Below are 25314 nucleotides of genomic sequence, written 5' to 3'. Positions count from 1 at the left end.
CATGGGCTGGAAGGAAGCTGCCGAGCCGTACCTCACTCGGATGCCGACCGTCTCACGTCCGGAGGGCCACGTGCCCTTCAAGCGCAAGCTGGCGTGGACGGGCTTCATCCTGGTGGTGTACTTCTTCCTGACGAACGTCTCGATCTGGGGGCTCGGCGCAGGGGCGTCCGACCTGTACGGACAGTTCCGTAGCCTGCTCGCCGGCGGTCAGGGGTCGCTACTCCAGTTGGGTATCGGCCCCATCGTCACGGCGAGCATCGTCCTCCAGTTGCTCGGCGGAGCGAACCTGCTCGGGTTGGACACCAACGACCCGCGCGATCAGGCGATCTATCAGGGCCTCCAGAAGTTCCTGGTGCTCGTGATGATCTGCCTGACCGGGCTGCCGCTGGTGTTCCTCGGCGGCTTCCTGCCTGCCGACACCGCGCTCGCCACCTCACTCGGTATCGGAACCTTCGGCGTGAAGTGGCTGATCTTCGCCCAGATCTTCATCGGTGGCGTCCTCATCCTCTACATGGACGAGGTCGTCTCGAAGTGGGGCGTCGGCTCCGGTATCGGGCTGTTCATCGTTGCGGGGGTCTCACAGAGCCTCGTCGGTGGACTGCTCTACTGGGGCGGCGGCGCGGGCGAAATGGGCGTCTTCCCGTACTGGATCAACGTCCTGCTCGGGAACATCACGGGGGTCACGCTCAGCTCCGTGGTGTTCAACTCGACGGTCGGCCTGCTCCCGATCTTCACGACGGTCCTCATCTACGCGATCGTCGTGTATGCGGAGTCGGTCCGCGTCGAGATCCCGCTCAGCCACGCTCGAGTGAAGGGTGCTCGCGGTCGCTTCCCGGTGAAGCTCATCTACGCGAGCGTCCTGCCGATGATCCTGGTACGCGCCCTGCAGGCGAACATCCAGTTCGTCGGTCGGATCCTCAAGAGCTGGCTCGGAACCGGGATGCCCACGTGGCTCGGTCAGTACACGACCGACATGCAGGTCACCGGTGGCCTGTTCTACTACCTCGCCCCCATTCACAGTCCCTCGGACTGGATGTGGTGGACGAGCGGGGCGTCGGGCGCTGAGCCGTGGCAGATCCTGCTCCGGGTCTCCGTCGACCTGACCTTCATGGTCATCGGCGGTGCCATCTTCGCGATCTTCTGGGTGGAGACCGCAGACATGGGGCCGGAGTCGACGGCGAAGCAGATCCAGAACTCGGGGATGCAGATTCCCGGGTTCCGCCAGAACGTCGGGGTCATCGAGAAGGTCATGGAGCGCTACATCCCGCAGGTCACCGTCATCGGTGGCGCGCTCGTCGGCCTCCTCGCCGTCCTCGCGAACATGATGGGCACCATCGGTGGCGTCTCCGGCACCGGGCTGCTGCTGACGATCTCCATCACGTACAAGCTGTACGAGGAGATCGCCGAGGAGCAGCTCATGGAGATGCACCCGATGATGCGCCAGATGTTCAACTAGCGGCTCGCGCTTCACCCGTTTTCTTCCGTTCGTTCGACACGATGAGCGACGGCGTCGGTGGTCGCAGCGTCGACGTCGAGCGCGTTTCCGCAGACATTTATCCCGGGAGGATGAACGGGTTGCTATGAGCGACCCGCGCATTCTCATTCTCGGCGCACCGGGCGCTGGGAAGGGAACGCAGTCGAAGCGGCTCTGTGAGGCGTACGGTATCGAGCACATCACGACCGGGGATGCACTCCGTGCGAACAAGCAGATGGAGACGGAGTACGGGACGCCGGCGGAGTACATGGACGCGGGCGAACTCGTCCCGGACCCGCTCGTGAACGAAATCGTCGCGGCGGCGCTCGAGGACGCCGACGGGTTCGTCCTCGACGGCTATCCGCGCAACGAGAGCCAGGTCGAGTACTTGGAGGACGCGACGGAACTCGACGTGGTTCTCTACCTCGACGTCGACGAGGAGGAGCTCGTTCGCCGGCTGACGGGTCGTCGCGTCTGTCCCGAGTGCGGTGCGTCCTATCACGTCGACTTCAACGCGCCCGAGGAGGCGGGGGTCTGCGACGAGTGCGGTGCGGAGCTCGTCCAGCGCGACGACGACACGGAGGAGACGGTCCGCGAGCGCCTGAAGACGTACGAGGAGAACACGGAGGACGTCATCGAGCACTACCGGAGCACCGACGAGTTCGTCGAGGTCGACGGTGAGCAGACCCCGGACGAGGTCTGGGCGGACGTGAAGGCCGCCGTCGATTCGCGCACGGAGTAAAAGGTTGATGAACGCTCCTCTCGGAGGTACGTAGCATGGCACGGACTGCGGAGAAAGTACGCGAGCTCGTCTCGGAGGACCCCGAGATGCGCGCGGCCCTCACGGCGCTCCTCGAGCACGAGGACGAGACGGTCGAGTGGCGCGATGTCAAGGGCGAGCTGACGAGCGGTCAGTGGGGACGCCTCATCGAGAAGGGCATCCTCACCGAGGCCGGTGACGGCTTCCGCGTCGACGACCCCGAGGCCGTTCGCGAGGGGCTGTCGGGCGAGGACGAGTCGCCGACAGCCTCGACGTCCACGTCCGCGTCGACGGACGCCGACGACGACGAGGGGTCGTCGTGGACGACGTACGACAAACTCGCCGGGGTGGTCGCCGTCGCGATGATGGCCGGCTACTACTACCACCCGATTCGGCGGGTCGTCGGCGGCGTCGTCGACGTGGTGCTCGGCCCGATTGACGCGATGCTGCCGTTCTTCGTCGTCATCATGATCCTCGCGACGTTCACGGGGTTCTACACGTCCATCATTCAGGCGAACTTGATGGACTTCGAGAAGATGTCGATGTATCAGGAGCAGATGCAGGAGATCCAGGACCGTCAGAAGGCCGCGAAGGAGCGCGGTGACGAGGAGGCTCTGGAGCGCATCCGGGAGGAGCAGATGGAGGCGATGGGCGATCAGCTCGGAATGTTCAAGATGCAGTTCCGGCCGATGGTCTGGATCATGCTCCTCACGATCCCGGTCTTCCTCTGGATGTACTGGAAGCTCCTGACGAACGGTGTGACGGGCGGTGAGGCGTCCTTCGTCATGCCGCTCGTCGGCCAGATCCACCTTCTGGACCGCATTGCGGGGTTCATGCCGGCGTGGATCGTCTGGTACTTCCTCTGCTCGATGGGGTTCAGCCAGGTCGTCCGCAAGGGCCTGGGCATCCAGACGACGCCGACCTGAGGGTGTAACTCCGTCGCACGCGGCGACGCGTCCCAAAAGCGTCTTTTTCGCTCCCACCGTGGGAGACATATGTTGATCACCATCTCCGGGCCGCCGGGGAGCGGGAAGAGTACGGTCGCGGCGTTCCTCGCGGCCGAGCTCGGCTACGAGCACGTGAGCGGCGGTGACATCTTCCGCGCGCTCGCGGACGAGCGCGGGTACACGCTCGCGGAGTTCAACGAACTCGCCGAGGAGGACGAGAGCGTGGACCGGGACTTGGACGCGCAGCTCCGGGAGACGGCGCGCGACCGCGACGACCTCGTCCTGGAGTCGCGTCTCGCCGGCTGGATGGCGGGCGAGCACGCGGACCTGAAGTTCTGGTTGGACGCGTCGCTCGACGTTCGCGCACAGCGCATCGCCGACCGCGAGGGGAAGGCGGTCGACGTGGCGCGACGCGAGACGGCGGAGCGCGAGCGCTCGGAGAAACGACGCTACCAGGAGTACTACGGTATCGACTTCGATGACCGCTCCATCTACGACCTCGCGGTGAACACGGCGCGCTGGGGGGAGGCGACGGTTCCGCGCCTCGTCTTCGATGCCGTGGAGTCCTACGACCCCACGCAGGACGAGGGTGAGACGCCGGTCGAGGGCGTGCGGTACGAGTTCTGATGCTCCGCGAAGCGCCGAACGAGCGCGATATCGACGCGCTCCGGTCGTTCGGAGTGGTGAATCTGGACAAACCCCCGGGTCCGTCCGCCCATCAAGTCTCGGCGTGGATCCGGGACATGGTGGGCGTCGAGAAGGCCGCACATGCCGGCACGCTCGACCCGAAGGTGACCGGCTGTCTCCCGGTGTTGACGGGAACGGCGACGCGGCTCGCCCCGGCGCTCTTGGAGGGCGCGAAGGAGTACGTCGCCGTCCTCGAACTGCACGCGAGCGCCCCGACGGACTACGAGTCCGTGCTCGCGGAGTTCGAGGGGCGCCTCTACCAGAAGCCGCCGCGAAAGAGCGCGGTGGCGCGTCGACTCCGCGTCCGCGAAGTGTACGCGCTCGAGGCGCTGGAGGTGAGCGACGACCGCCGGCAGATACTCATCCGGATCCGCTGTGAGAGCGGGACGTACGTCCGCAAGCTCTGCCACGACCTCGGTCTCGCGCTCGGAACGGGCGCGCACATGGGTCATCTCCGACGGACGGCGACGGGGCCGTTCGCGGACGGCGACCTCGTCTCCCTTCAGGACCTCGCGGACGCGCTCGCGGAGTGGCGCGAGCACGAGGCCGACGACTGGCTCCGGGCGGTCCTCGCACCCGCCGAGCGCGCGCTCACGCACTTGCCGTCGGTGACGATTGCGCCGTCGGCGGCGCGCGAAGTCGCCGAGGGCGCGCCGGTGTTCGCACCGGGCGTCATCGACGCCGAGGACGCCGAGACGGGCGCGCTCGTCGCGTGCTACACGCCGAACGATGCAGTCGTCTGCCTCGGCCGTCTCGTCGGCGACCCCGACGCCGAACACGGAGAAGTCGTCTCGCTCGAACGCGTCCTCGTGTAGCGCGTCGCGCGGCGAGCGGGCGTCCCCACGTCCTCGAAACGAAGGCCTTAATGCTGGCACCCTCGTCCTCCCGAGTGCGGGGCCGTGGGGTAGCTTGGTATCCTCGGCGGATGGGGTCCGTCGGACTTGAGTTCAAATCTCAACGGTCCCACTTCTCACACTCCTGAATCCGAACACCTCGGGTTTTAGGCGTTCAATCGACAAATTACCACACAAGTAGAAGTGCAGACAACCTCTCTTTCAAGTGGGGTCGTCTCCCGAGGTGACGGGTTGAATCGCTTTTCGGGATGCCTACCGCTCCTCCATTGGCGCCCGGTCGCCGGTTAGAGTACCGCGCCGTTCGCGCCGTGTCCCCGGCCGTGGTTCTCGGTGTCACTCACGGCTGTGATAGATGTGCTTTACTTCGGTGAGGCAGTACTGCCGTCGAACCGGAGACGGGACTCCGGTTCACTGGCCGCGACCAGTTGTTCCGATGGGTGTCAACTCCCCCCTTGAAGCTGCCATCGTGGCCGGATTCCGATCACTGGGTTCTCTCCCCGCGCGGGGAGACCCGGTGGTCACGCCTCCAGCCGTGGGCGTTCGAGTGCAGGCGGCGGACACGTAATGCAGTTTCGGCTCCTCAATTGTCCTGTTTTCTCCCCTCTACCGTTAGCCGTGGAAATATCGCTCGCGTTGTGCCGGCGACGGCGGTCGGTCCGTCGCGTCGTGGTCCGGCCATCGCGGTGACGCCCGGTTCGGTCGTGGCGTCGCGCGAGCGAGTGGGTCGCGTTCGCCGCAATCCGGCCGGTTAACCGTTCGTCCCTGCATCCCTGTGGTGTGCTCCCGACGTTGCGCACCCGCACGCTCCTCCTCGCGCTCGGCACGCTCGCGTACGCGTCGCTGATGTTCGTCTGGTTCTCGGTGCCGGCGTACTTGGACGCTATCGTCGCGGACTTCGCGCTCTCGAGCACCCAGGCCGGGGTGTTGACGGGCGCGATTCCGCTCACGTACGTGCCGGTCGCGCTCTTCTCGGGCGTGGTGACGGACCGCGTCGGGCCGTATCGCGCCATCGGCGTCGGCGTCCCGCTGTTCGGCGCCGCGCACCTCGGGCGCTCGTTCGCCGAGTCGTTTCCCGTCCTGCTCGCGCTCACGGTCGTGGTGGGATTCGGCGCGACGACCATCACGTTCGGCCTGCCGAAACTCGTCTCCGACCTCTATCCGCCGGCGGCGTCCGGAACGCCCTCGTCGGTGTACGTCGTCGGGTCGCTCGCGGGGACGGCGGCGGCGTTCAGCCTCGGACGCGGCGTGCTCGGCCCGGCGCTCGGCGGGTGGCGCCCGCTCTTCGCCGCGACGGGCGTCGCCGTGCTCGGCTACGCGCTCTGCTGGTGGGCGGTCGTTCGGACGGTCCCGATTGAGGCGGCTCGGCATGTGGACGACTCGACGTCAGGCGACGCGTCGCTCTCGCTCGCGGCGCTCCGTCGCGACGTCGGGCGCGTGTTCGCGAACCGCTCGATGCGCCTCCTCGTGGTCGTCGGCGTCGTCTACCTGCTCGTCACGCACGGCGTCCAGAACTGGCTGGCGCCCGTGCTCCAGTCCCACGGCGTCGCCGCCCCGCTCGCGGCGACGTTCGTCAGCGGGTTCGTCGCCGCGCAAGCCGTCGGCACGCTCGCCGTCCCCGCGCTCTCCGACCGACTGGGTGAGCGCGGCGCGGTCATCGCGGGCTGTCTCGCGCTCTGCGCGCTCGGCACGCTCGCGCTCCTCCCGGCGCGCGTCCCGCTGGCCGGCCTGCTCGTCGGCGCGCTCCTCGTCGGCCTCGGCGCCGGCGGCGTCTCCCCGCTCGTCCGCATGGTCCCCGCCGAACTCGACGGCGTCGGACCCGCCCTCACCGGCACGGCCGTCGGCCTCGTCTTCGCGGTCGGCGAACTCGGCGGCTTCCTCGGGCCGTTCCTGATCGGCGCGCTCTACGACCTCACGGGCACGTACGCGGCCGGCCTCGCCGTCATCGCGCTCGCGTGCGCTCTCGCCGTCGAAGCGGGACGCCGACTCCCGGCGTAGGGCGCCGACGCTGGCCGTCGACGAGGCGGGCGGAGAAGAGAGACGTGTCGCTCGGCCGGGACTAGCGCTTCAGTCGTCGCGCTTGACGGCGGGGTTCGTCACCGCACCGTTGGCGGCGGAGTCGAACGCGTCGCCGTACTTGCGGAGGAAGCCGCCCTCGTACTGAATCTCGGGGCGCTCGTAGTCCTCAAGGCGTGCCTCGAGCTCCTCCTCGGAGAGGTCGACGGAGAGTTCGCGCTCGCGGACGTCGACGGTCACCGTGTCGCCGTCTTCGAGCACGCCGATGGGGCCGCCGACGACGGACTCGGGGGCGACGTGGCCGATCATCGGGCCGCGAGTCGCGCCGCTGAAGCGGCCGTCGGTGAGGAGCGCGACGTCGTCCTCGTGGCCTTGGCCGACGACGGCGGCGGTGACGCCGAGCATCTCGCGCATGCCGGGGCCGCCGCGCGGGCCCTCGTTGCGGATGACGATGACGTCGCCGGACTCGATCTCGCCGCCCTGCACGTACGCCATCGCGTCCTCCTCCTTGTCGAAGACGCGCGCGGGGCCCTCGTGGTGGAAGCCCTCCTCGCCCGTCACTTTGAGGACGCCGCCGTCCGGCGCGAGGTTCCCGGTGAGGATTTTGATGGCGCCCTCCTCGCTGTAGGGCTCGTCGACCGTGTAGAGGAAGTCCGCGTCGATCTCCTCGTCGTCCGGGAGGTCGAGCGTCTCGAGCTCCTCGGCGATGGTGTTGCCGGTGACGGTCATCGCGTCGCCGTGGAGGTAGCCGCCCTCGAGGAGGCGACGGATGACGATGGGGACGCCGCCGACCTCGTGGAGGTCCTTCATGACGCGCGAGCCGCCGGGCTGGAGGTTCGCTATCTTCGGGGTTCGCGCGCTGATCTCGTCGAACTCCTCGATGGAGAGGTCGACGCCGGCCTCGGCGGCGAGCGCGAGCACGTGCAGCACGGCGTTCGTCGACCCGCCCATCGCGACCTGCACGGCGATGGCGTTCTCGAAGGACTCCTTCGAGAGGATGTCGCTCGGGCGCCGGTCGTTCTCGACGGCGTCGAGGACGACCTTCCCGGCTTCGCGCGCGACCTCGGTGCGCTCCTCGCTCTCGGCGAGCGGGGAGGCCGACCCGAGCGGGGCGAGGCCGAGCGTCTCGCTGATGGAGGCCATCGTGTTCGCGGTGAACATCCCCCCACAGGAGCCCGCGCCGGGGCAGGCCTCGTGCTCCATCTCGTAGAGTTCCTCCTCGTCCATGTCGCCGGAGGCGACGCTGCCGACGCCCTCGAAGACGTTTTGTACTGTTATCTCGCGGCCGTCGTGGTGGCCGGGCATGATGGAGCCACCGTAGAGGAACACGCTCGGCAGGTCGGTGCGGATGGCGGCCATCATCATGCCGGGGAGGTTCTTGTCGCAGCCGCCGATGGTGACGAGCGCGTCCATGCGCTCGGCGAAGGAGACGAGCTCGACGGAGTCCGCGATCACTTCGCGGCTGATGAGGGAGGCCTTCATCCCCTCGGTCCCCATCGAGATGGCGTCGCTGACGGTGACGGTGCCGAACTCGATGGGCATCCCGCCCTCCTCGTCGATGCCGACGGTCGCGGCCTCCGCGAGGTCGTCGAGGTGGACGTTACACGGCGTGATGTCGGCGGCGGGGTTCGCGACGCCGACCATCGGCGAGGAGAGGTCCTTGTCGTCGTAGCCCATCGCGCGGAACATCGCGCGGTGGGGCGCGCGGTCCGGGCCCTCGGTGACCTCGGTACTGCGCAGGTCGGGGTTCTTCTCGGGTTTCTCCTCCGGGACGGACGGGGTCGCTTCCTCCGGGGTCGACTCCGGTTTGCCACTCATTACCGGAAGGATATCCGCGCTCTGCCATAAACCCAACGCGATTTTCGCGGTGGCAGGCGCCAGCACGACCGGAAGCTACTCGGGCGTCCCGGCCGCGAGCGCACGTATGCACGTCGCGGTCGCACACTACCCGGAGGGCGCCGGCCACGCCACGCGGATGCTCGCCATCGCGCGCGAACTCGAGGCGCGCGGCGCGTCGGTGTCGCTCGCGGGCGGCGGCCCCGGGAAGCGCTTCGTCGACCTGCTCGGCTACGAGGAGTACGTCCCGACGCCCGTCGACTTCATCGGCGACTACCAGGAGTCGGGCGGGCTCTCCGACACCCTGACGGGGAGCGTGCCGGCGAGCGCGCGCCGCGTCCGCGACTTCTACCGCTGGCTCCGGCGCGAGGACCCCGACCACCTCCTCACGGACGACATGTTCGCGGCGATGGCCGCGCCGCTCGCCGGCGTCCCGCTCTCCGTCTGCACGCACAACGCGCCCGGCCTCTACGACGACGCCGTCGAGCGCGCGGGCGCGTGGGCGCTCACCGAGTACCAGCTCCGGGCGGCGCGCGAGTTCTACTTCCCGACCGTGTGGCCGCACGGCGACGCGGACCCCGACGGCGTCACCCGTGTCGGGCCGCTCGCGCTCGACGTCGAGGCCCCCGTCGTCGGCGACCCGGACGTCGTCGTCGTCCCATCCACCTACTCGACGGCCCTGAACGAGAGCGTCGAGCGGCTGCGAGCGGACGGCCGCGACGCGACGGTCGTCGGCGGCGACGACTGGGAGCCGGTGGCGTCGATGCTCCCGACGCTCCGGGCGGCCGACCTCGTGCTCTGTCCCGGCTACTCGACGGTGATGGAGGCCGCCGTCGCGGGGACGCCGTGTCTCGTCTACCCGTTCACGTCCGAGCAGCGCGGCGTCGCGCGCCTCGCCTCCCGCGCGAGCGGCTTCCGGACCGTCACGTCGCCCGACGAGGTGGCGCGCGCCGCCCGCGACCCGCCCGCCGACCCCGTCTACGAGAACGGCGCGGGCCGCGTCGCCGACGCCGTGCTGTCGCGATAGCGCGCGCTCGACGGCCCCCGACACCGGAGCGTCGCCGCCGCCCGTGCGGCCGCGTCCGGTCTTGCCACCGCCGAAACCACGAACCACCCGGGGAACACACGTGCGAGTATGACCGTCCGCGTCAGCGCCGGCGCCCGCCTCCACTTCGGCTTCTGTAACCTCTCGCTCGCCACCGACCGCCTCTACGGTAGCCTCGGCGTCGCGCTCGACGAACCGCGCGTCGTCGTCGACGCGGACCCGGCCGACGCCGTGCGCTGTGAGGACGCGGCCGCCCGCGACGCCGCCGAACGCGCCTGCGACGTCCTCGGCGTCGACGGCGCCGCCGTCTCCGTCCGCACCGCCCTCCCGCGCCACGTCGGCTTCGGGAGCGGCACCCAGCTCGCGCTCGCCGTCTATTCCGCCGTCGCGCGCGCTCACGGCCGCGACCCCCGCGTCCGCGAGCACGCTCCCGCGCTCGGGCGCGGCGGCCGGAGCGGCGTCGGCGTCGCCGCCTTCGAGTCCGGCGGGTTCGTCCTCGACGCCGGCCACCCGACCGAGCGCTTCACGACCGAGCGCCCCCCCGACGGGTCGTGGACCGTCCCCGGCGTCAGCGCGCGCCACCGCATCCCCGACTCGTGGCGCTTCGTCCTCGCCGTCCCCGACGTCGAACCCGGGAAGTCCGGCGCCGACGAGGACGCGAGCATGCGCGACGTCGTCGAGCGCGCCGACTCCAGCGTCGCCGACCGCATCGCGGGCGTCGTCCTCCGGCGCGTCCTCCCCGGCGTCGTCGACGGCGACCTCGCGGCGTTCGGTGACGGGATCGCCGAGGTCGGCCGCCTCAACGGCCGCTGGTACGCCGACGAGCAGGGCGGCGTCTATCGGCCGCCGGCGGGCGAGCTCGTCGAGACGCTGCGCGAGCACGCGGCCGTCGCGGGCGCCGGCCAGTCCTCGTGGGGGCCGGCTGTCTACGCGCTCACCGACGCCGCGCACGCGACCGAGGTGCGTAACGCCGCGACCGACGCGCTCGCCGAGGCGGACACCGGCGGGGACGTCCGCGTCGTCGGCGCGGCGAGCGACGGCGCGCGCGTGAGCGAGGTGTGAGACGGGGGGCGTGAGGCACAACTGGTAAGCGAGCGCGCGGAGATGTATCGGGCATGATGCGAATCCCGTTCGGCGTCTCGCGCTTCGACAGCCAGATCGGGGGTGGCGCCCCGGAGGGGAGCGTGGTGTTGCTCGCGGGCAGCGCCGGTGCCGGCGCGCGCGAGTTCCTCTACACGAGCGCGGTCTTCAACGGCCTGCTCCAGAACGACCTCGACCTCTTCGACCTCCACTACGGGACCCTCTCCCGCGAGGCCGAGCCGCCGGCGGACGTCCACTACGTCTCCTTCTCGTCGAGTCGCGCGGACGTCAGGCGCGAGATATCCTTCTCGATGGAGGAGGAAATCGTCGACGCCGGCCTCGGCGGCGTCACCTTCCACGACCTCTCCGCCGAGTACTTCCAGCTGAGTCCGGTCCCCCGCGAGTGGTACGTCGACGGGCCGCGCTCGCTCTCCGACCTCGGCGCGCAGGACGAACGCCGCACCGTCATTCAGGCGTTCGCGGACTACCTCGACGACCACGCCACCGACAGCCTCGTCGTCGTCGACTCGCTCACCGACCTCCTCGGCGACGAACAGCACGAGCGGCCGTGGTCGGACGTCGTCTACCTCCTGAAGGGCCTCCGCAAGGCCGCTCGCGAGTGGGGCGGCCTCGTCCTCCTCCACCTCTCGCGCGACGCCGTCACCGAGACGGAGTTCGGGGAGCTGATGAGCAGCGTCGACGGCACCATCCAGTTCGGCTGGGAGACCGGCGGCAACGAGCGCGTGCGCTCGATGTTCGTTCAGGAGTTCCGCGGCGTCCTCAGCCAGCTCGAGGAGGAGGACATCGTCCGCTTCGAGACGGAGATCCACGAGGCCGGATTCGACGTCTCGAACGTCCGGAAGATCCGATGACGCCCCCCGGCCTTATGGTTCGTCGCGCCGACGGGACGCACGGATGGGACCGCTACGCCACACCGGAGGCCGGTCGCGATGAGTGATGACGAGGACGACGCCGCCGACGACCGCGCCGGTCCAGACGAGCGTGCTGAACCCACCGGGCGCGACGACCCCACCGATTCCGACGAGCGTGCGGACGTCGAGACGCCGTCCGGCCGCCCGTCACCGGAGGTGCCTGCGCCGGACGACGGCGACGACGCCGACCTCGGTGCCCCCGTCGTGGAGGACACCGACGACCCCGGCGAAGGGAGCCCCTTCGAGGAGATGGACGTCGACGCGGACGCCGTTGAGGCCGCCGACGTCTTCGCGGCCGCCGAAGAGACGGCCGACACGGACGTCGCGCCCGACACCGCCGACGCGTCCGCCTCCGAGGCGGACGGCGACGTCCGCGTCATCTCCGACCGGACCTGCCACAACTGCGAGTTCTTCGCGGACCCGCCCGACCTCGCCTGCACGCACGAGGGCACCGCGATCAGACGCGTCGTCGACACCGACCACTACGAGGTCGTGAACTGCCCGATGGTGCTCGACGACGTCGACATCGTCGAGGAGTTCTGACACCCCCTCGACGTCCGCCCACGAACTCGGGGTTTTTGCGTGCCCACCCGCTAGGCCCACGTATGCAGTTCTGCGACGAATGCGGCTCCATGATGCACGCCACCGACGGCGTGATGGTCTGCTCGAGCTGCGGCCACGAGCAGGGCCGCGACGACGAGCGCGCCGCCGACTTCGTCTCCACCGACGCACAGGACGACAGCGACGTCATCGAGACCACCGAGGACGCCGACGACGAAGGCAAACCCACCGCCGACGTCGTCTGTGAGGAGTGCGAGAACGACGAAGCGTGGTACACCATCAAACAGACCGGCGCCGCCGACGAACCGCCGACGCGCTTCTTCAAGTGCACCGAGTGCGGCCACCGCTGGCGCGACTATAACTAGCGACCTTTTGCTGCGCTCGCTACGCTCGCTGGCAAAAGCTCGACCGAAAGCCGGTCAGACCACCGTCGGTGGTCCTCGGGCCTCGACCTACGGGCGAGGAAACCGGCGACCGTCACGCGAGGGCCGTCGACCCGAGTGTGGCCCAGCGAGGACGGCGTTCTCGCGCCATTCCGGGCTCTTCGAGCCGCTCGGTCGCCGGATACTGGTCCCCTGGGCCGTTCAATAGGTGTGCGAACTGAACGTTTTTGTAAGTGAGAGAAGGTGATTAGATATGGCAGCCACCATAACAATCAGAATCTCTATCGTTATTGGCATCGCGTTACTCGTTGTCGGGGGTGGCATCTATGGGTATGGGGCCTATGATTCAGCGACGATTGACCGAGAAGCGGGAATCGACGTTACTCCCACATTCCAAACGAATACGACAGCGACGGACTTCTCTGACCTTCCACGAGAGCAACGGGCGCTATTCTTACTCGCGGTCGAGCCCGGCCAAGACGGACGGTTCATGACCACCGATGAAGAGTTACAGGAGCTCATTTCAGAACTACCCTACTCCATTCGATACGATTCGACTATCTACGACGTTTCCAGGGTTCACGTCGACGTTGTAAGTTCCCTCTTCCAGCCATTCGGAATACTCGTCACCGGCATTGGTGGCGCAGTCTTACTCGGGGCAGCAGCACGCTCCATCTTCGGACGAATACGGGACTACAGGATGAGCAGCTAAGTTCGCCGCTATACCGAACGGTCTCCGTACGCTAGCGTTCGCGTGAACGAGCGGTCCGTCAGGACCCGGTAGGTCGCGCGAGTCACCGAGCGCGACGCGCTCGGCCTTTTGTGTTTTTGCGGTACGGGGGTCGCTACGCGACCCCCTGACGGAAAAAGACGGTCGTTCCTAGTTCCCGCGACCCTGCATCTTCTCCTCTTCGGGGAGCGAGACGTTGGCTTCGCCCTTCATGCCGGCGCCGATGTTGGAGGCGATTTCGGCGAGGCGCTCGGGGTCGTCGTGGTTGTTGACGGCGTCGACGATGGCGCGCCCCATCTTCTCGGGGTCCTCGGCGCCGAAGATGCCGGAGCCGACGAAGATGCCGTCGCACTCGTGGTACATCATGAGCGCGGCGTCGGCGGGCGTCGCGATGCCGCCGGCGGCGAAGTTGACGACGGGGAGGCGCCCCATCTCGGCCGTCTCGTGGACGAGTTCGGCGGGGGCTTCGTTCTCGCGCGCCCACATCTGGCGCTCCTCGTAGTTCATGCCCTCGAGCTTGCGGATGGCGCTCTTGATGGTGCGCTGGTGGTGGACGGCCTGGTTGACGTCGCCGGTGCCGGCCTCGCCCTTCGTGCGGATCATCGCGGCGCCCTCGTCGATTCGCCGGAGGGCTTCGCCGAGGTTGCGCGCGCCGCAGACGAACGGCGCGGTGAAGTCGCGCTTGTCGATGTGGTACGTCTCGTCGGCGGGAGTGAGGACTTCGGACTCGTCGATCATGTCCGCGCCCGCGACCTCCATGATTTCGGCCTCCTTCCGGTGACCGATGCGGACCTTCCCCATCACGGGGATGGAGACTTCGTCGATGACCTCCTGGATGCCGCTCGGGTCCGCCATCCGCGCGACGCCGCCGCGCTTGCGGATGTCGGCGGGCACGGCCTCGAGGTGCATGACGGCGACGGCGCCCGCGTCCTCGGCGATTCGGGCCTGCTCTGCGTTCACGACGTCCATGATGACGCCGCCCTTCTGCATGCGTGCGAAGCCGCGCTTGACGAGGTCCGTCCCGCGCTTGAGGTCCTCGATGTCGGTCTCGGTCATGCGTCGCGGTAGCGGCGGGACCGTCAAAGGAATGCCGGTTGCGGTGGCACCTCGGCCGAACGGGCCGCCCGTCGCGCCCCGTCGAGCGCCGTGCCTCGCCGCCACGTCCCGCCACGTCTCCGGTACCGCCGTCGCGGAACGCCAACACCTAAGCGACGCGCGGGCGTCGCCTCGCGCATGTCGTCGCTCCCGTCGTGGCTCCGCCGCCCGCGCGAGACCCTCCCGGCGCCGGAGGACCTCCCGTGGTACGTCGCGCCGCTCCCGACGCGCCTCGAGGACCTCGGGCTTCGGCTCGTCTGGCCGGTCGTCCTCGCGAACGTCCTCGGCACGCTCTTCGGCTTCTGGTACTACGTCCCGCAGTTCTCCGTCGAACCGCTCGCGCTCTGGGCGTTCGTCCCCGACTCGCCGATGGCGACGCTCTTCGTCGGCGCGTCGCTCGCGCTCTGGGCGACCGGTCGCGGGCGCGAGTGGGTGCACGCGCTCGGCTTCTACGGCTGTCTCGTCCTCGGGCTCTGGACGCCGTACACGCTCCTCGTCTTCCGCGACGGCTTCAGCTACCTCCCGTGGTACATGTACGCCTTCCTCTTCTGCTCGCATCTCGCGATGGCCGTCGAGGCGTTCGTCATCCAGCGCTACGCCGACTTCACGGTGCGCGCCGTCGCCGTCGCGTTCGCGTGGTACACCGCGAACCTCGTCCTCGACTACTTCGTCCCGCTCGTCGGCACGCCACACCACACGTTCGTCCCCGCCGAGTCCGTCGGCGCGGTCACCGGGACGTTCCTCGGCCAGTCCCTGCTCTCCGGGCCGGTCGTCCACGACCCGGGCGCGCACGCCCTCGCGGCGGCGGGCGCGGTGGTGCTCACGCTCCTCGCGACGTTCCTCGCGCTCGCCACCCGCGTCGCGAAGCTACGGTAACGCTTTTTCCGCCGTCACCACCACGGCCAACGTATGGCACTCTACGACGCGCTCGCCGACCTCCCGCTCGAAATCGAGGGGACGGACCGCGAGCGGAACGCGCGCGACACGTCCAGCGGCTTCGAACGCGTCACGACGACGTTCTCCCTCCGGGGGCGCGGCGTCGCCGGGCGCGGCGAGGACGTCACCTACGACGCGGACGCGCACGACGCCCTCGAGACGTCCTTCCCCGACCTCGCGGGCGAGTGGACGTTCGACGGCTTCTCCGCCCATCTCGCGACGCGCGACCTCTTCCCGGACGCCGACCCCGAGCGCGAGGACTTCCGACACTACCGCCGGTGGGCGCTCGAGTCCGCCGCGCTCGACCTCGCGCTCAAGCAGTCGAAGACCTCGCTCGCGGCCGTCCTCGAGCGCGAGACGTCGCCCGTCCGCTTCGTCGCCTCCACCCGCCTCCCGGAGGGCGACACCGCGCGCGTCGAGCGCTTCCGCGAACTGGACTCGACGCTCGAGTTCAAACTCGACCCGACCGAGGAGTGGAGCGAGGCGACCTTCCGGACGCTCCGCGAGACCGAGGCCGTCAGAGTGCTCGACCTGAAGGGGTACTACGAGGGGACCGACGTCGACCAGGACCCCGACCTCTCCCTCTACGAGCGCGTCTTCGACCTCCCGGGCGCCGTCGTCGAGGACCCCGCGCTGACCGAGGAGACGGAGGCGCTCGTCCGCTCGAACCGGGGGCGCGTCTCCTTCGACGCGCCCGTCACGGGCGTCGCGAGCATCGACGAGTTGCCCTTCGAGCCCGCGTGGCTGAACGTCAAGCCCTCGCGCTTCGGGAGCGTCGAGTCGCTCCTCGAGACCATCGAGTGGGCGGAGGCGAACGGCGTGGAGTGCTACGGCGGCGGCCAGTTCGAACTCGACGTCGGGCGCACGCACGTCCAACTCCTCGCCTCGCTCTTCTACCCGGACGGCCCGAACGACGTCGCGCCCCCGATGTACAACGACCCCGAGATTCCCGAGCACCTCCCCGGCAGCCCGCTCTCCGCGCCCGCGAACACCGCCGGCCTCAACTGGGGGTAGGTTTTTTCGGGTTCCCGCCGTCCGACGACCCGTGTCCCCCTTCGACGACGCGAGCGCGCGCCGCGCCCTCCGACGCAACGGCACCCGGACCATCGTGCTCCTCCTCGTCGTCGCCGCCCTCGCGTACGGCCCGCCGCCGCTGCGCGTGGACGCAACGCGGAGCGACGTCGCCGTCGCCGTCGCGGCCGTCGTCGCGTTCGGCGTCGCGGCGACGCTGTACGATTCCGCGCGCTGACTAGTCCTCGTTCTGGTGGGCGCGCACCCAGAGCTCGCCGATTCGCGAGAGGTACGTGCGGTGGGCGTTCCCGTGGGCGTCCTGCTCGACGTACCCCTTCCCGTTCGGGCCGAGTCGGTCGACGTTGTAGATGACCTTCGAGCGGAAGCTATCGGTGTACTCCTCGCCGAGTTCGCCGGCGAGCGTCTCCGCGAGCTCGCTCACGCTCTCGAACTCGCCGTGGTCGCCGAGCGTGAAGAGGATGAGCTCCTCGAAGGGTTTGACGTTCGAGAAGGAGGCGACGGGGAACTCGATGATGTGCCCGCCCTCGAGCTCCTTCGCGCCGATGGTGGTGCCGCGCTCGTCGAACTCGCCGAGGAGTTCGCGCGCGGACCGGGCGCGCTCGGTGGCGTCGGCGGCGTCCACCTCGTCGTCGGCGGCGTCCTCGAGGAGGTCGACGGCCGCGCGGAGCTCCTCGGCGAGCTCGGTCTCGAGGTACTTCTCGGGGGCCGTGTAGTAGGTGTGGACGCGGTCGCGGTCGTCGTCGCGCTCGATGACGACGGAGTCGGCGGCGGTCGCGAACGCGAAGCTCACGGTGCGGGGCATCGAGGAGATGTTCACCCAGACGTCGCCGTCGCCCCGGTCGAGCTCGTCGTTGATGAGGTCGAAGGCCTGCTCGAAGGCGGCGTCGTAGTCGTAGACGTCCGCGACGTCGAGGCGCTCGGTCTCCGCGCCGAGCAGGTTCTCGAAGTCCCGGGAGAGCTTCTCCGCGAGGTTCCGCGAGTACTCGACGTTCGCCTCGCTCCCGACCGCGCCCTCGAGGAGGACGACGCGGTCCACCGAGAGGCGCTCGCGGACGAGCGGCGCGATGAGCCGGTCGTAGTCGAAGCCGACCGGCACGACGTGCGTAGCCATGTTCACGTAGAGGGGACGAACGACGGATAAGCGTTACCGACCCTCCTCGAAGAGATTTTTTCTTCGATGCGGCAACCCGTTCACCTATCCTCCACTATTATGTGGTCCTGTGTCCCACCACGTGGTACATGACCGAGACGAACGCGACGGGCGTCGCGGGCGCACTCGACCGCATCCCGGTCGGCTCGTTCCACCGGCGCCTGCTCGCCATCTGTGGCACCGCGTGGGCCTTCGACGGCATGGAGGTCATCCTCATCAGCTTCACCCTGCCCGTCCTCCTCGACGCGTGGGCGCTCAGCGGCCTCTCCGCCGGCCTCCTCGGCTCCGCGAGCCTCATGGGGATGATCGCCGGCAACTGGGGGTGGGGGTACGTCGCCGACCAGTACGGCCGCAAACCCGCCTTCCAGTGGACCGTCCTCACCTACGCGCTCTTCGCCGGCCTCACCGCGCTCGCCGTCGGCTTCTACAGCGGGTTCGCCCTCCGCTTCCTCACCGGCGTCGGACTGGGGGGTGCGCTCGCCGTCGACACCTCGTATCTCTCCGAGCACCTCCCCACGGACCGCCGGGGCCGGTACCTCGTCTATCTCGACGCCTTCTGGCCGCTCGGCTACGGCTTCGCCGTCGCGCTCGCGTGGTTCTTCCTCTCCTACCTCCCCGGCGGCGGCCTCGTCTCCGTCCCCGTCTTCGGCGCCGTCGAGAGCTGGCGACTCCTCTTCGTCGCCTCCGCGATTCCCGGGCTCCTCGTCTTCGTCATCCGCTACGGCCTCTCCGAGACGCCGTACTACCTCGCGCGCGTCGGGAAGGTCGACGCCGCCAACGAGCGCCTGCGCGCCATGGCCGCCGAATCCGGCGGCGACTACACCCCTATCGACGCCGACGACATCGAACCGCACGACTCCGCGAGCGTCCGCGAACTCTTCGCCGACGGCCTCCGTGGGCGCACCGCCACCATCGCGTTCGCGTGGTTCGCCATCAACTTCGGTTACTACGGGGTGTTCATCTGGCTCCCGCAGACGTTCGGCGCGAGCGGCACCGTCCCCGCCCTCTCGTTCGGCGGCATCACCGTCGGCGGGGTGTACAGCTACTTCCTCCTCATCGCGCTCGTCCAGTTCCCCGGCTACGCGAGCGCCGCCTACCTCGTCGAGAAGGTGGGTCGCAAACTCACCCTCGGCACGTATCTGCTCGCCTCCGGCCTCTTCACGTTCGTCTTCGCGAGCGCGATGCCGGGCGCCGGCTTCGGCCTCGGCATCGAGGGCTTCTGGGCGTTCTTCCTCGCGCTCCTCGCCTCCTCGTTCTTCACGCTCGGCGCGTGGGGCGCCATCTACGCCTACACGCCCGAGCTCTTCCCGACGCACCTGCGCGCCACCGGCAACGGCTTCGCGGGCGGCGTCGGCAAGATCGCCGCCGTCATCGGCCCCATCCTCGCCGGCGCGCTCGTCCCGGTCGGCTACGTCGCCGCGCTCCTCCCGCTCGCCGTCGCGTTCGCCCTCGGCGGCGTCGTCGTCCTCGCGTTCGGCGTCGAGACGATGGGGGAACCGCTCTCCTGACCCGACAGCCGGAGCGGTGCCCGACAGTTATTTCCGTCGCACGGGCGTATTCTGAACGGACTCCGAGTGGTCCCTATGGAAGATACGGCCAAATACCTCATTCACGCCGACCTCGTCGCCGACGGCATCGTCGAACGCAGCGACGTCGTCGGTGCGCTGTTCGGCCAGACCGAAGGACTGCTCGGCGACGACCTCGACATCCACGCCCTCCAGGACGCCTCGAAACTCGGCCGCCTCGACGTCACCGTCGAGACCGAGGGGGGGCAGTCCTTCGGGCACGTCACCCTCGCCTCCAGCCTCGACAAGGTCGAGACCGCCGTCCTCGGGGCGGCGCTCGAGGCCATCGAGCGCGTCGGCCCCTGCCGGGCGGACGTCGAAGTCGCACGCATCGAGGACCTCCGCGCCGCCAAACGCCGCGAGGTCACCGAGCGCGCGAAGGAACTCCTCGCGACGTCCTTCGACGAGGGCGCCATCGACAGCGACGACATCCTCGCCGACGTCCGCGAATCCGTCCGCGTCGGCGACGTCACCGAGTACGAGGGCCTCCCCGCCGGCCCGAACGTCGCCTCCAGCGACGCCGTCGTCGTCGTCGAGGGCCGCGCCGACGTCCTCACCCTCCTCAAGTACGGCGTGAAGAACGCCATCGCCGTCGAGGGGACGAACGTCCCCGACGCCGTCGCCGACCTCACGCGCGAGCGCACCACCACCGCGTTCTTCGACGGCGACCGCGGCGGCGACCTCATCCGCCGGGAGCTCGAGCAGGTCGGCGACGTCGACTACGTCGCGTTCGCGCCCGGCGAGAAGTCCGTCGAAGACCTCTCGCGTGCCGAAGTCGACGCCGCGCTCCGCGAGAAGTCGCGTGCGGACGCCAGCCCCGAGGCCGCAGTCGAGGACGCGCACCCCGACGACGCCGACGCCATCGCCGCCACCGACGGCAGCGCCGTCCCCTCCCCGCCGTCCGCCCCCGAATCCCCCGGCGCGCCCGATACGCTGACGCCATCCGACGGCGACGTCGAGCACCCGGTCGACGACACCGAGCGCGAGACGACCGCCGACACCGAGGCCGGCGACGGCGAGACCGACGACGGTGCCGAGGAGGGCGGCCCGACGTCCACGCCGGCCGCCGCCGACGCCGTCGCCGGGACGGAGCGCTGTCACCTCTACGGCGCGGGCTTCACGCTCCTCTCCGACGTCCCGGCCGCCGACGCCTTCGAGGCGCTCCGGGACGCCGACGAACCCCCCGAGGTCGTCGTCCGCGACGGCCCGGTCACACAGCGCCTCCTCGACGTCGCCGCCCAGCGCGGCACCGGAGCGCTCGTCGGCACCGAGCGCGCGGACGTCGTGAAGGAACCCGCGTCCGTCGCCGTCCACCGCTTCGACGACCTCTGAGCGCACGCGTCGTCGCGACGGGGCTCCGACGGCCAGCAATCCCCGAATTTATTGCGTATTAGGCCTCTAGCGATACCACTGTGTCAGACCGGGGCGTCCCGTACGCGCTGAGCGGGGTCGGTGTGCTTCTCGGCGCCGTCATGCTCTGTGGGTTCACCTACTTCCTCGCTCGCGGGACGCTCGACGCCGTGGCGCTCGTTACGCACGTCAGTAGCCTCCCGTTCGCCGTTCTCCTCGCCTACGGTGGCTACTGGCTCTCGCACGGCGACGTCTCGCCCGCTCGCTATCGGCGCGTCGCCCTCTGGGTCGCGGCCGCGATGGGGTTCTTCGTGGCGCTGTTCGCCGTCATCGCGTTCACCACGCAGAGCGACTGGGTCGTGCGGGTCGTCATCCTCGGCTGGGCCGCCTCCACCGGCGGCGGCACGGGGTTCCTCATCGGTGCCTTCGAGGCGCGCGCCGTCGAGCGCGCCGTCGCCGCCGAGCGCGCCCGCGTCCGCAACGACGAACTCCGTCGACAGAACGAGCGCCTCGACGACCTCGCGAGCGTCATCTCCCACGACCTCCGCAACCCGCTCACGGTCGCGCGCGGCTACGTCGACCTCCTCCGCGAGGACGGCGACGCGGACGACGAGCGCCTCGCCGCGGTCTCGCGCTCGCTCGACCGGATGGACCGCATCGTCGGGGAGACACTCGCGCTCGCGCGAAGCGGACGCGTCATCGACGACCCCGAACCGGTCGACCTCGGGGAGTACGCGCGGCGCTGCTGGTCGAACGTCTCCACGGGGAACGCGACGCTGACCGTCGACTCCTCGGCCGCCGTCGTCGCGGACCCGGGCCGACTCGAACACCTCTTCGAGAACCTCTTCCGGAACGCGGTCGAGCACGGCGGTTCGGACGTCCACGTTCGCGTCGGCACGCTCGACGGCGGCGGCTTCTACGTCGCGGACGACGGCCCGGGCATCCCGGCGGCGGAGCGCGACGTCGTCTTCGACCCGGGCTACACGACCACCGAGGACGGGAACGGCTTCGGCCTCGCCATCGTCGAGCAGATCGTCGACGCCCACGGCTGGGAGATCCGACTCGCCGAGGCCGACGGTGGCGGCGCGCGCTTCGAGATAACGGGCGTCGAGACGCGCCCCGCGCTCGGCGCGGCCGTCGCCGATACCGACGCGACGCTCGCGGGTGCGGGCTGACGCCTCAGAGCGCGGCGAGACCGACGGCGAGCGCGAGCAGGCCGCTCGCGAGCGCGCCCCCGAGCGTCGCGAGGAAGTTCACCGTCTGGTTCCCGACGCCGCGCCCCTCGATGGTCGCGCCGGCGACGCTGTCGACCGTCATCCCGACGATGCCGCCCGCGACGACGAGGAACGCGCCGAGCGCGGAGAGGCCGAGGAGGGCGAACGCGAGGGCGGCGATGAGCGCCGCGCCGAGGACGCCCGCGAGCTCGCCCTGCCACGTCACCGCGCCGTCCGTCCCGGGTGGCACCTCCTCAAACGTCGTGAGGAGTCGGGGCGGCCCGTAGAGCGTCCCGATCTCCGAGGAGAGCGTGTCCGCGAGCGCGGTCGCGACGCTCCCCGCGAACGCGAAGACGAAGACGCCCGCGTGCACGTCGAGCATCGGGCTCGCGGTGTATCCGAGCAGGGCGAAGAGCGCGGCGAGCGAGTTCCCGAGGACGTTCCCGCTGCCGCGTGCGCCCTCGTTCTCCTCCGCGACGCCGATGTCGGTCTTCTCATCGTAGCGGAACTTCGTCGAGAGGCCGCCGACGCCGAAGAACGTCACGAGCACGGCGAACCAGCCGTAGCCCCCGAGGACGACCGCGAGGACGCCGAGGAAGACGCCGGTGAGCATCCCGGTGACGGACGCCGCGCCGAGACCGTAGGAGAGGCCGCCGAAGACGACCGTGAGGACGAGCGCGACGCCGACCCGCGTCCACGACGGCGACACCGCGAGCGCGGTGAACAGCCAGCACAGCAAGGCGACCGTGAGGACGACGTAGGGGTAGTCGCGCTCCGTGAACACCTCGCGCATGAGGGCGGCGAGGAGGCTCGCGCTCGCAGCGAGGAACGCCATCGCGGGCGTGACCGCCGCCGCGACAACCACCTGTCCGAGGAACGTTCCGGCGAACGCGAGCACGACGAAGCCGACGCTTCCCGCGACCGCTCGCTCGACGTACTCGAGGGCGAAGCGCCGCCCGAAATCCCCGTAGCCGACCGCGAGCACCGCCGCCGCGAACACGCCCACGGGGAGGTCGAAGGCGGGGACGAGCACGCCGAGGCCCGTCGCAGCGAGCGCGAACCCGAGCAGCGTCCAGAGGCGGTCCTGCACGTCGTCCCACGGGTACGCGAAGAGGCGGAACGCCGGCCCGTCCGTGACGACGAACGCGAACGCGGCGACGACGACGAACGGCGCCGCCGTGAACCGACCGAGCAGTGGCGCGGCGAGCGCGAGCGTCGAAACCAGCGCGTACGCGGCGGCCCGACGGAGCGGGAGAGTCACTATCGGCGGGTATCACCGCCGGCGTACTTAACAATCCCGAACGACCGAGCGCGTGCGAGGGGTTTAGGGTCGCTCGGCTCTCCCTGTGGGTCGTGGGCCTCTACGACCGCTACCTCGACTGGGTCGTCCGCCGCGACGACGCCGACACCCCCGCGCACGTCGCGCTCGTCATCACCGAACGGGACCTCCTCGAGAACGGCGCGTACGACACCCTCGAGCGCTTCCTCGCGCTCGCCTTCGAGCACGGCGCCGAGCGGGTCACGGTCTACGTCAGCGTCCTCGACCGCGCGGTCGTCCCGACGCTCGAACGCGAGCTCGCCGCGCTCGACGCGCCCCGCCCCATCGCCCTTCGCGGCCCCGACGACACCGAACGCGCCGACGCGCCCGTGCAGGTCAGCGTCGGCCTCGGCGGCAAACACGAGTTTGCGGAGGCCGTCCGCGCCATCGCCGACGCAGTCGAGGACGGCGACGCCGACCCCGAGGACGTCGACGAGGCCGCCGTCGAGGACCACCTCGTCTTCCCCGCCGACCCCGACCTCGTCATCAAGACCGGCGCCGAGCGCCTCAGCGACTTCATGATCTGGCAGTCCGTCTACAGCGAACTCTACTTCACGGACGTCAACTGGCGGGACTTCCGCGACCGGGACTACCTCCGCGCGCTCCGCGACTATCAGGACCGCCAGCGGCGGTTCGGGCGGTGAGACCGCAGGTCTCACGCGAATTCGGCCGATAGGCCGGGCCCAGCGGGACCGAGAGTCACGCGCTGGTTCGGGCGGTGAGCGAGCGTCGAGCGTGCCGTCCGCTCGGCGCGTCCTACTCCGCGCTCGCGCTCTCCTCGCCCTCGACGTCGACGTCCACGCCGTCCGGGACGTACTCGCGGAGGCGCGAGAGGACGGCGCGCGCTTCCCGGAGCTCGACGCTCCCGAACGCGCGGACGAGCGCGAGCGCACGCTCGGCCTTCGCGCGCTGCCACGACGCCTCGCGGGACTCGTAGGTGCGGATCGCGCGCAGAAAGTCGACCTTCGAGAACTCCGGCCAGTAGGGCGTGCAGAAGAAGACGGCGGCCTCGTTGCCGTTCGCGTGCCACGGCAGGAAGTTCGAGGTGCGTTCGTCGCCGCCGGTGCGGACGATGAGGTCGACGTCCCGCACGGGGTCGTCGTGGAGGCGGCGCTCGATCGTCGCGACGTCCACGTCCTCGGGGGAGAGGTCGCCGGCCTCGACGGCGCGTGCGACGTCGCGGGCGGCGCCGAGGAGCTCCGCGCGCCCGCCGTACGCGAGCGCGATGTTCAGCGTGAACCCGTCGTAGCCGGCGGTCCGGCGTTCCGCGTAGTCGACCGCGTCGCGGACGCGCTCCGGGAGACGCGACGTCTCGCCGATGGCGCGGATGCGCACCTCCTGGTCGTGGACGCGCTCTGCGTCCGCGAACTCCGTGAGCTTGCGCTCGAGGAGGTCGAAGAGGCGCTCGCGCTCCTCGGGCGGCCGGTCGAAGTTTTCGGTGGAGAACGCGTAGAGGGTGAGTTCCGCGACGCCGAGCTCCGCACACCAGTCGAGGACGTCCTCGGTGGTCTGCGCGCCCGCGCGGTGGCCGTCGCTCGGGTCGTCGCCGCGCTCGCGGGCGTAGCGCCGGTTCCCGTCCTGAATGACGGCGACGTGCTCGGGTGCGCCCGAGAGCTCGTGGCGGAGGACGCGCTCGTAGGCGGCGGCGAACTGCTTCCTGACCCACCCTCGAAGCATACGCGTCGATTGCGTGCCGGACGGCATGAGCCTTGCCCTCCGCTCGGTCGGCGACGCCCGTCGGGCCAGCGTTCGCTGTGTTCGGCGGTTCCTACGGGACTGCGTTCACTCCCACCCGTCCTCGGTGACGCCGACGACGGATTCGGCGCCGTCGAGCGCTTCGAGGGCCGAAACGACCGTTTCGAGGTCGTCGCCGGCCTCCCAGTAGAGCACGAGGTCGTAGGTCGTCTCGCGCATGAGCTGCTGGCACTCCCAGACGAACTCGTCGCCGTCGACGGTGAGCCCCTGGTGCTGGTTGACGCCGAAGCGCTCGTCGTCGTTCCCGGAGTAGACGTAGGTGTCCGTCGCCTCGATGCCCGCGTGCTCCGCGACGACGTCGCCGGCCTCGAGGGTGAGCTGGTGGAGGAGGCTCTCCGCCTCGCCGTCGAGGTCGGTGTGGACGACCGCGCCGTGGAGCGTGATGTCGCCGGGTTTCAGGAGTTCGACAGTGCGCCGGTAGAGGTCCGCGTTCGCCGTCTCCGTCATACTCGCGGAGAGGCGAGTGTGGGCTAAAGGGCTCACGGTACGCGTCGCGCCACGAGCCAGCAACGGTACGGCCGGAGCGCGAGCTTCCCTGTGTTATTTTCTAGCACGGCCGAACTCAACCCTTATACTGTGTGAGTCCCCACTACGGGC

25 protein-coding genes and 1 tRNA gene are annotated in these 25314 nt (G+C 69.8%); 20 read left to right on the top strand and 6 right to left on the bottom strand.

The genetic code is table 11. The features are described 5' to 3' along the window. The first annotated feature begins 1 nt into the window (after position 1). From secY to EFA46_RS01300, 7 genes are all read left to right on the top strand, one after another. Positions 2 to 1456 (top strand): preprotein translocase subunit SecY, encoded by a 1455-nt coding sequence (secY, locus tag EFA46_RS01330; RefSeq protein ID WP_123075486.1) that lies wholly within the window; start codon positions 2 to 4, stop codon positions 1454 to 1456. Between the two features lie 124 nt (positions 1457 to 1580). Next, the gene (locus EFA46_RS01325; RefSeq protein ID WP_123075488.1) at positions 1581 to 2216 is read left to right on the top strand and encodes an adenylate kinase; all 636 of its coding nucleotides are present in this window, start codon (positions 1581 to 1583) and stop codon (positions 2214 to 2216) included. A gap of 35 nt (positions 2217 to 2251) precedes the next feature. Next, positions 2252 to 3160 (top strand): DUF106 domain-containing protein, encoded by a 909-nt coding sequence (locus tag EFA46_RS01320; protein WP_123075490.1) that lies wholly within the window; start codon positions 2252 to 2254, stop codon positions 3158 to 3160. A gap of 69 nt (positions 3161 to 3229) precedes the next feature. Beyond that, on the top strand, positions 3230 to 3808 hold the full coding sequence (gene cmk / locus EFA46_RS01315; RefSeq protein WP_123075492.1) for a (d)CMP kinase: 579 nt from the start codon (positions 3230 to 3232) through the stop codon (positions 3806 to 3808). Continuing rightward, the gene (locus tag EFA46_RS01310; protein ID WP_123075494.1) at positions 3808 to 4683 is read left to right on the top strand and encodes an RNA-guided pseudouridylation complex pseudouridine synthase subunit Cbf5; all 876 of its coding nucleotides are present in this window, start codon (positions 3808 to 3810) and stop codon (positions 4681 to 4683) included. Before cmk ends, EFA46_RS01310 begins: the two co-directional genes overlap by 1 nt. 78 nt (positions 4684 to 4761) lie before the next feature. Continuing rightward, positions 4762 to 4834, top strand: a tRNA-Pro gene (locus tag EFA46_RS01305). Positions 4835 to 5499: 665 nt separating this feature from the next. After that, positions 5500 to 6717: a CynX/NimT family MFS transporter gene (locus EFA46_RS01300; RefSeq protein ID WP_123075496.1), complete on the top strand. Its 1218-nt coding sequence runs from the start codon at positions 5500 to 5502 to the stop codon at positions 6715 to 6717. A gap of 69 nt (positions 6718 to 6786) precedes the next feature. On the opposite strand, the gene ilvD is transcribed toward EFA46_RS01300, so the two are convergent. Continuing rightward, a complete protein-coding gene (gene ilvD / locus EFA46_RS01295; RefSeq protein ID WP_176969823.1) occupies positions 6787 to 8553 on the bottom strand; it encodes a dihydroxy-acid dehydratase in 1767 nt (588 codons plus the stop codon). 106 nt (positions 8554 to 8659) lie between these two features. Between ilvD and EFA46_RS01290 the strand changes: the two genes are divergently transcribed. From EFA46_RS01290 to EFA46_RS01265, 6 genes are all read left to right on the top strand, one after another. Beyond that, complete coding sequence (locus EFA46_RS01290; RefSeq protein WP_123075498.1) at positions 8660 to 9598, top strand: glycosyltransferase; 939 nt, start codon at positions 8660 to 8662, stop codon at positions 9596 to 9598. Between the two features lie 108 nt (positions 9599 to 9706). Next, positions 9707 to 10678 (top strand): beta-ribofuranosylaminobenzene 5'-phosphate synthase family protein, encoded by a 972-nt coding sequence (locus EFA46_RS01285; protein ID WP_123075500.1) that lies wholly within the window; start codon positions 9707 to 9709, stop codon positions 10676 to 10678. 53 nt (positions 10679 to 10731) lie between these two features. Then, the gene (locus tag EFA46_RS01280) at positions 10732 to 11568 is read left to right on the top strand and encodes an RAD55 family ATPase (protein WP_123075502.1); all 837 of its coding nucleotides are present in this window, start codon (positions 10732 to 10734) and stop codon (positions 11566 to 11568) included. 78 nt (positions 11569 to 11646) lie between these two features. Continuing rightward, positions 11647 to 12171 carry a hypothetical protein gene (locus EFA46_RS01275; protein WP_123075504.1) on the top strand — a complete coding sequence of 175 codons (525 nt, stop codon included), beginning with the start codon at positions 11647 to 11649 and terminating at the stop codon, positions 12169 to 12171. Positions 12172 to 12233: 62 nt separating this feature from the next. Beyond that, complete coding sequence (locus tag EFA46_RS01270; protein ID WP_123075506.1) at positions 12234 to 12554, top strand: transcription factor S; 321 nt, start codon at positions 12234 to 12236, stop codon at positions 12552 to 12554. Between the two features lie 271 nt (positions 12555 to 12825). Continuing rightward, positions 12826 to 13284 carry a hypothetical protein gene (locus EFA46_RS01265; protein WP_123075508.1) on the top strand — a complete coding sequence of 153 codons (459 nt, stop codon included), beginning with the start codon at positions 12826 to 12828 and terminating at the stop codon, positions 13282 to 13284. A 168-nt stretch (positions 13285 to 13452) separates the two neighbouring features. Here EFA46_RS01265 and pdxS read toward each other — a convergent pair whose 3' ends face one another. Further along, on the bottom strand, positions 13453 to 14358 hold the full coding sequence (gene pdxS / locus EFA46_RS01260) for a pyridoxal 5'-phosphate synthase lyase subunit PdxS (RefSeq protein WP_123075510.1): 906 nt from the start codon (positions 14356 to 14358) through the stop codon (positions 13453 to 13455). A 177-nt stretch (positions 14359 to 14535) separates the two neighbouring features. On the opposite strand from pdxS, the gene EFA46_RS01255 reads away from it, so the two are divergent. From EFA46_RS01255 to EFA46_RS01245, 3 genes are read left to right on the top strand one after another with little or no spacing between them, the layout of a single operon-like run. Next, the gene (locus EFA46_RS01255) at positions 14536 to 15273 is read left to right on the top strand and encodes a DUF1405 domain-containing protein (RefSeq protein WP_123075512.1); all 738 of its coding nucleotides are present in this window, start codon (positions 14536 to 14538) and stop codon (positions 15271 to 15273) included. Positions 15274 to 15306: 33 nt separating this feature from the next. Continuing rightward, a complete protein-coding gene (locus tag EFA46_RS01250; protein WP_123075514.1) occupies positions 15307 to 16347 on the top strand; it encodes a hypothetical protein in 1041 nt (346 codons plus the stop codon). A 31-nt stretch (positions 16348 to 16378) separates the two neighbouring features. Then, positions 16379 to 16582, top strand: coding sequence for a hypothetical protein (locus tag EFA46_RS01245; RefSeq protein ID WP_123075516.1), 204 nt, complete (start codon positions 16379 to 16381; stop codon positions 16580 to 16582). Here EFA46_RS01245 and EFA46_RS01240 read toward each other — a convergent pair whose 3' ends face one another. After that, a complete protein-coding gene (locus tag EFA46_RS01240) occupies positions 16583 to 17476 on the bottom strand; it encodes a DUF6293 family protein (protein ID WP_123075518.1) in 894 nt (297 codons plus the stop codon). 128 nt (positions 17477 to 17604) lie between these two features. Between EFA46_RS01240 and EFA46_RS01235 the strand changes: the two genes are divergently transcribed. The 3 genes from EFA46_RS01235 (at position 17605) to EFA46_RS01225 (ending at position 21605) form a co-directional block, all read left to right on the top strand. Next, positions 17605 to 19023, top strand: a complete 1419-nt coding sequence (locus EFA46_RS01235) for an MFS transporter (protein ID WP_123075520.1) — start codon at positions 17605 to 17607, stop codon at positions 19021 to 19023. A gap of 75 nt (positions 19024 to 19098) precedes the next feature. Next, positions 19099 to 20412: a DNA primase DnaG gene (gene dnaG / locus EFA46_RS01230; protein WP_123075522.1), complete on the top strand. Its 1314-nt coding sequence runs from the start codon at positions 19099 to 19101 to the stop codon at positions 20410 to 20412. 80 nt (positions 20413 to 20492) lie between these two features. Next, positions 20493 to 21605 carry a HAMP domain-containing sensor histidine kinase gene (locus EFA46_RS01225; RefSeq protein ID WP_255494072.1) on the top strand — a complete coding sequence of 371 codons (1113 nt, stop codon included), beginning with the start codon at positions 20493 to 20495 and terminating at the stop codon, positions 21603 to 21605. A gap of 4 nt (positions 21606 to 21609) precedes the next feature. Here EFA46_RS01225 and EFA46_RS01220 read toward each other — a convergent pair whose 3' ends face one another. Then, positions 21610 to 22905, bottom strand: coding sequence for a DUF92 domain-containing protein (locus tag EFA46_RS01220; protein WP_123075524.1), 1296 nt, complete (start codon positions 22903 to 22905; stop codon positions 21610 to 21612). Positions 22906 to 22997: 92 nt separating this feature from the next. Here EFA46_RS01220 and EFA46_RS01215 point away from each other — a divergent pair, with 92 nt between their 5' ends. Further along, entirely contained in the window at positions 22998 to 23606 is a 609-nt protein-coding gene (locus tag EFA46_RS01215; RefSeq protein WP_123075526.1) for an undecaprenyl diphosphate synthase family protein, read from the top strand. Positions 23607 to 23718: 112 nt separating this feature from the next. Here EFA46_RS01215 and uppS read toward each other — a convergent pair whose 3' ends face one another. Together uppS and EFA46_RS01205 are read right to left on the bottom strand one after the other, a co-directional pair. Continuing rightward, positions 23719 to 24639, bottom strand: coding sequence for a polyprenyl diphosphate synthase (uppS, locus tag EFA46_RS01210; protein WP_123075528.1), 921 nt, complete (start codon positions 24637 to 24639; stop codon positions 23719 to 23721). 105 nt (positions 24640 to 24744) lie between these two features. Beyond that, on the bottom strand, positions 24745 to 25164 hold the full coding sequence (locus EFA46_RS01205) for a DUF5778 family protein (RefSeq protein ID WP_123075530.1): 420 nt from the start codon (positions 25162 to 25164) through the stop codon (positions 24745 to 24747). Positions 25165 to 25314: the final 150 nt, after the last annotated feature.

Origin of the sequence: Halarchaeum sp. CBA1220 (assembly GCF_003721175.2) — an archaeon.
GTDB lineage: Archaea > Halobacteriota > Halobacteria > Halobacteriales > Halobacteriaceae > Halarchaeum > Halarchaeum grantii.
The sequence above is the reverse complement of the archived record's forward strand: the minus strand, read 5'-3'. Positions and strand labels throughout refer to the sequence as shown.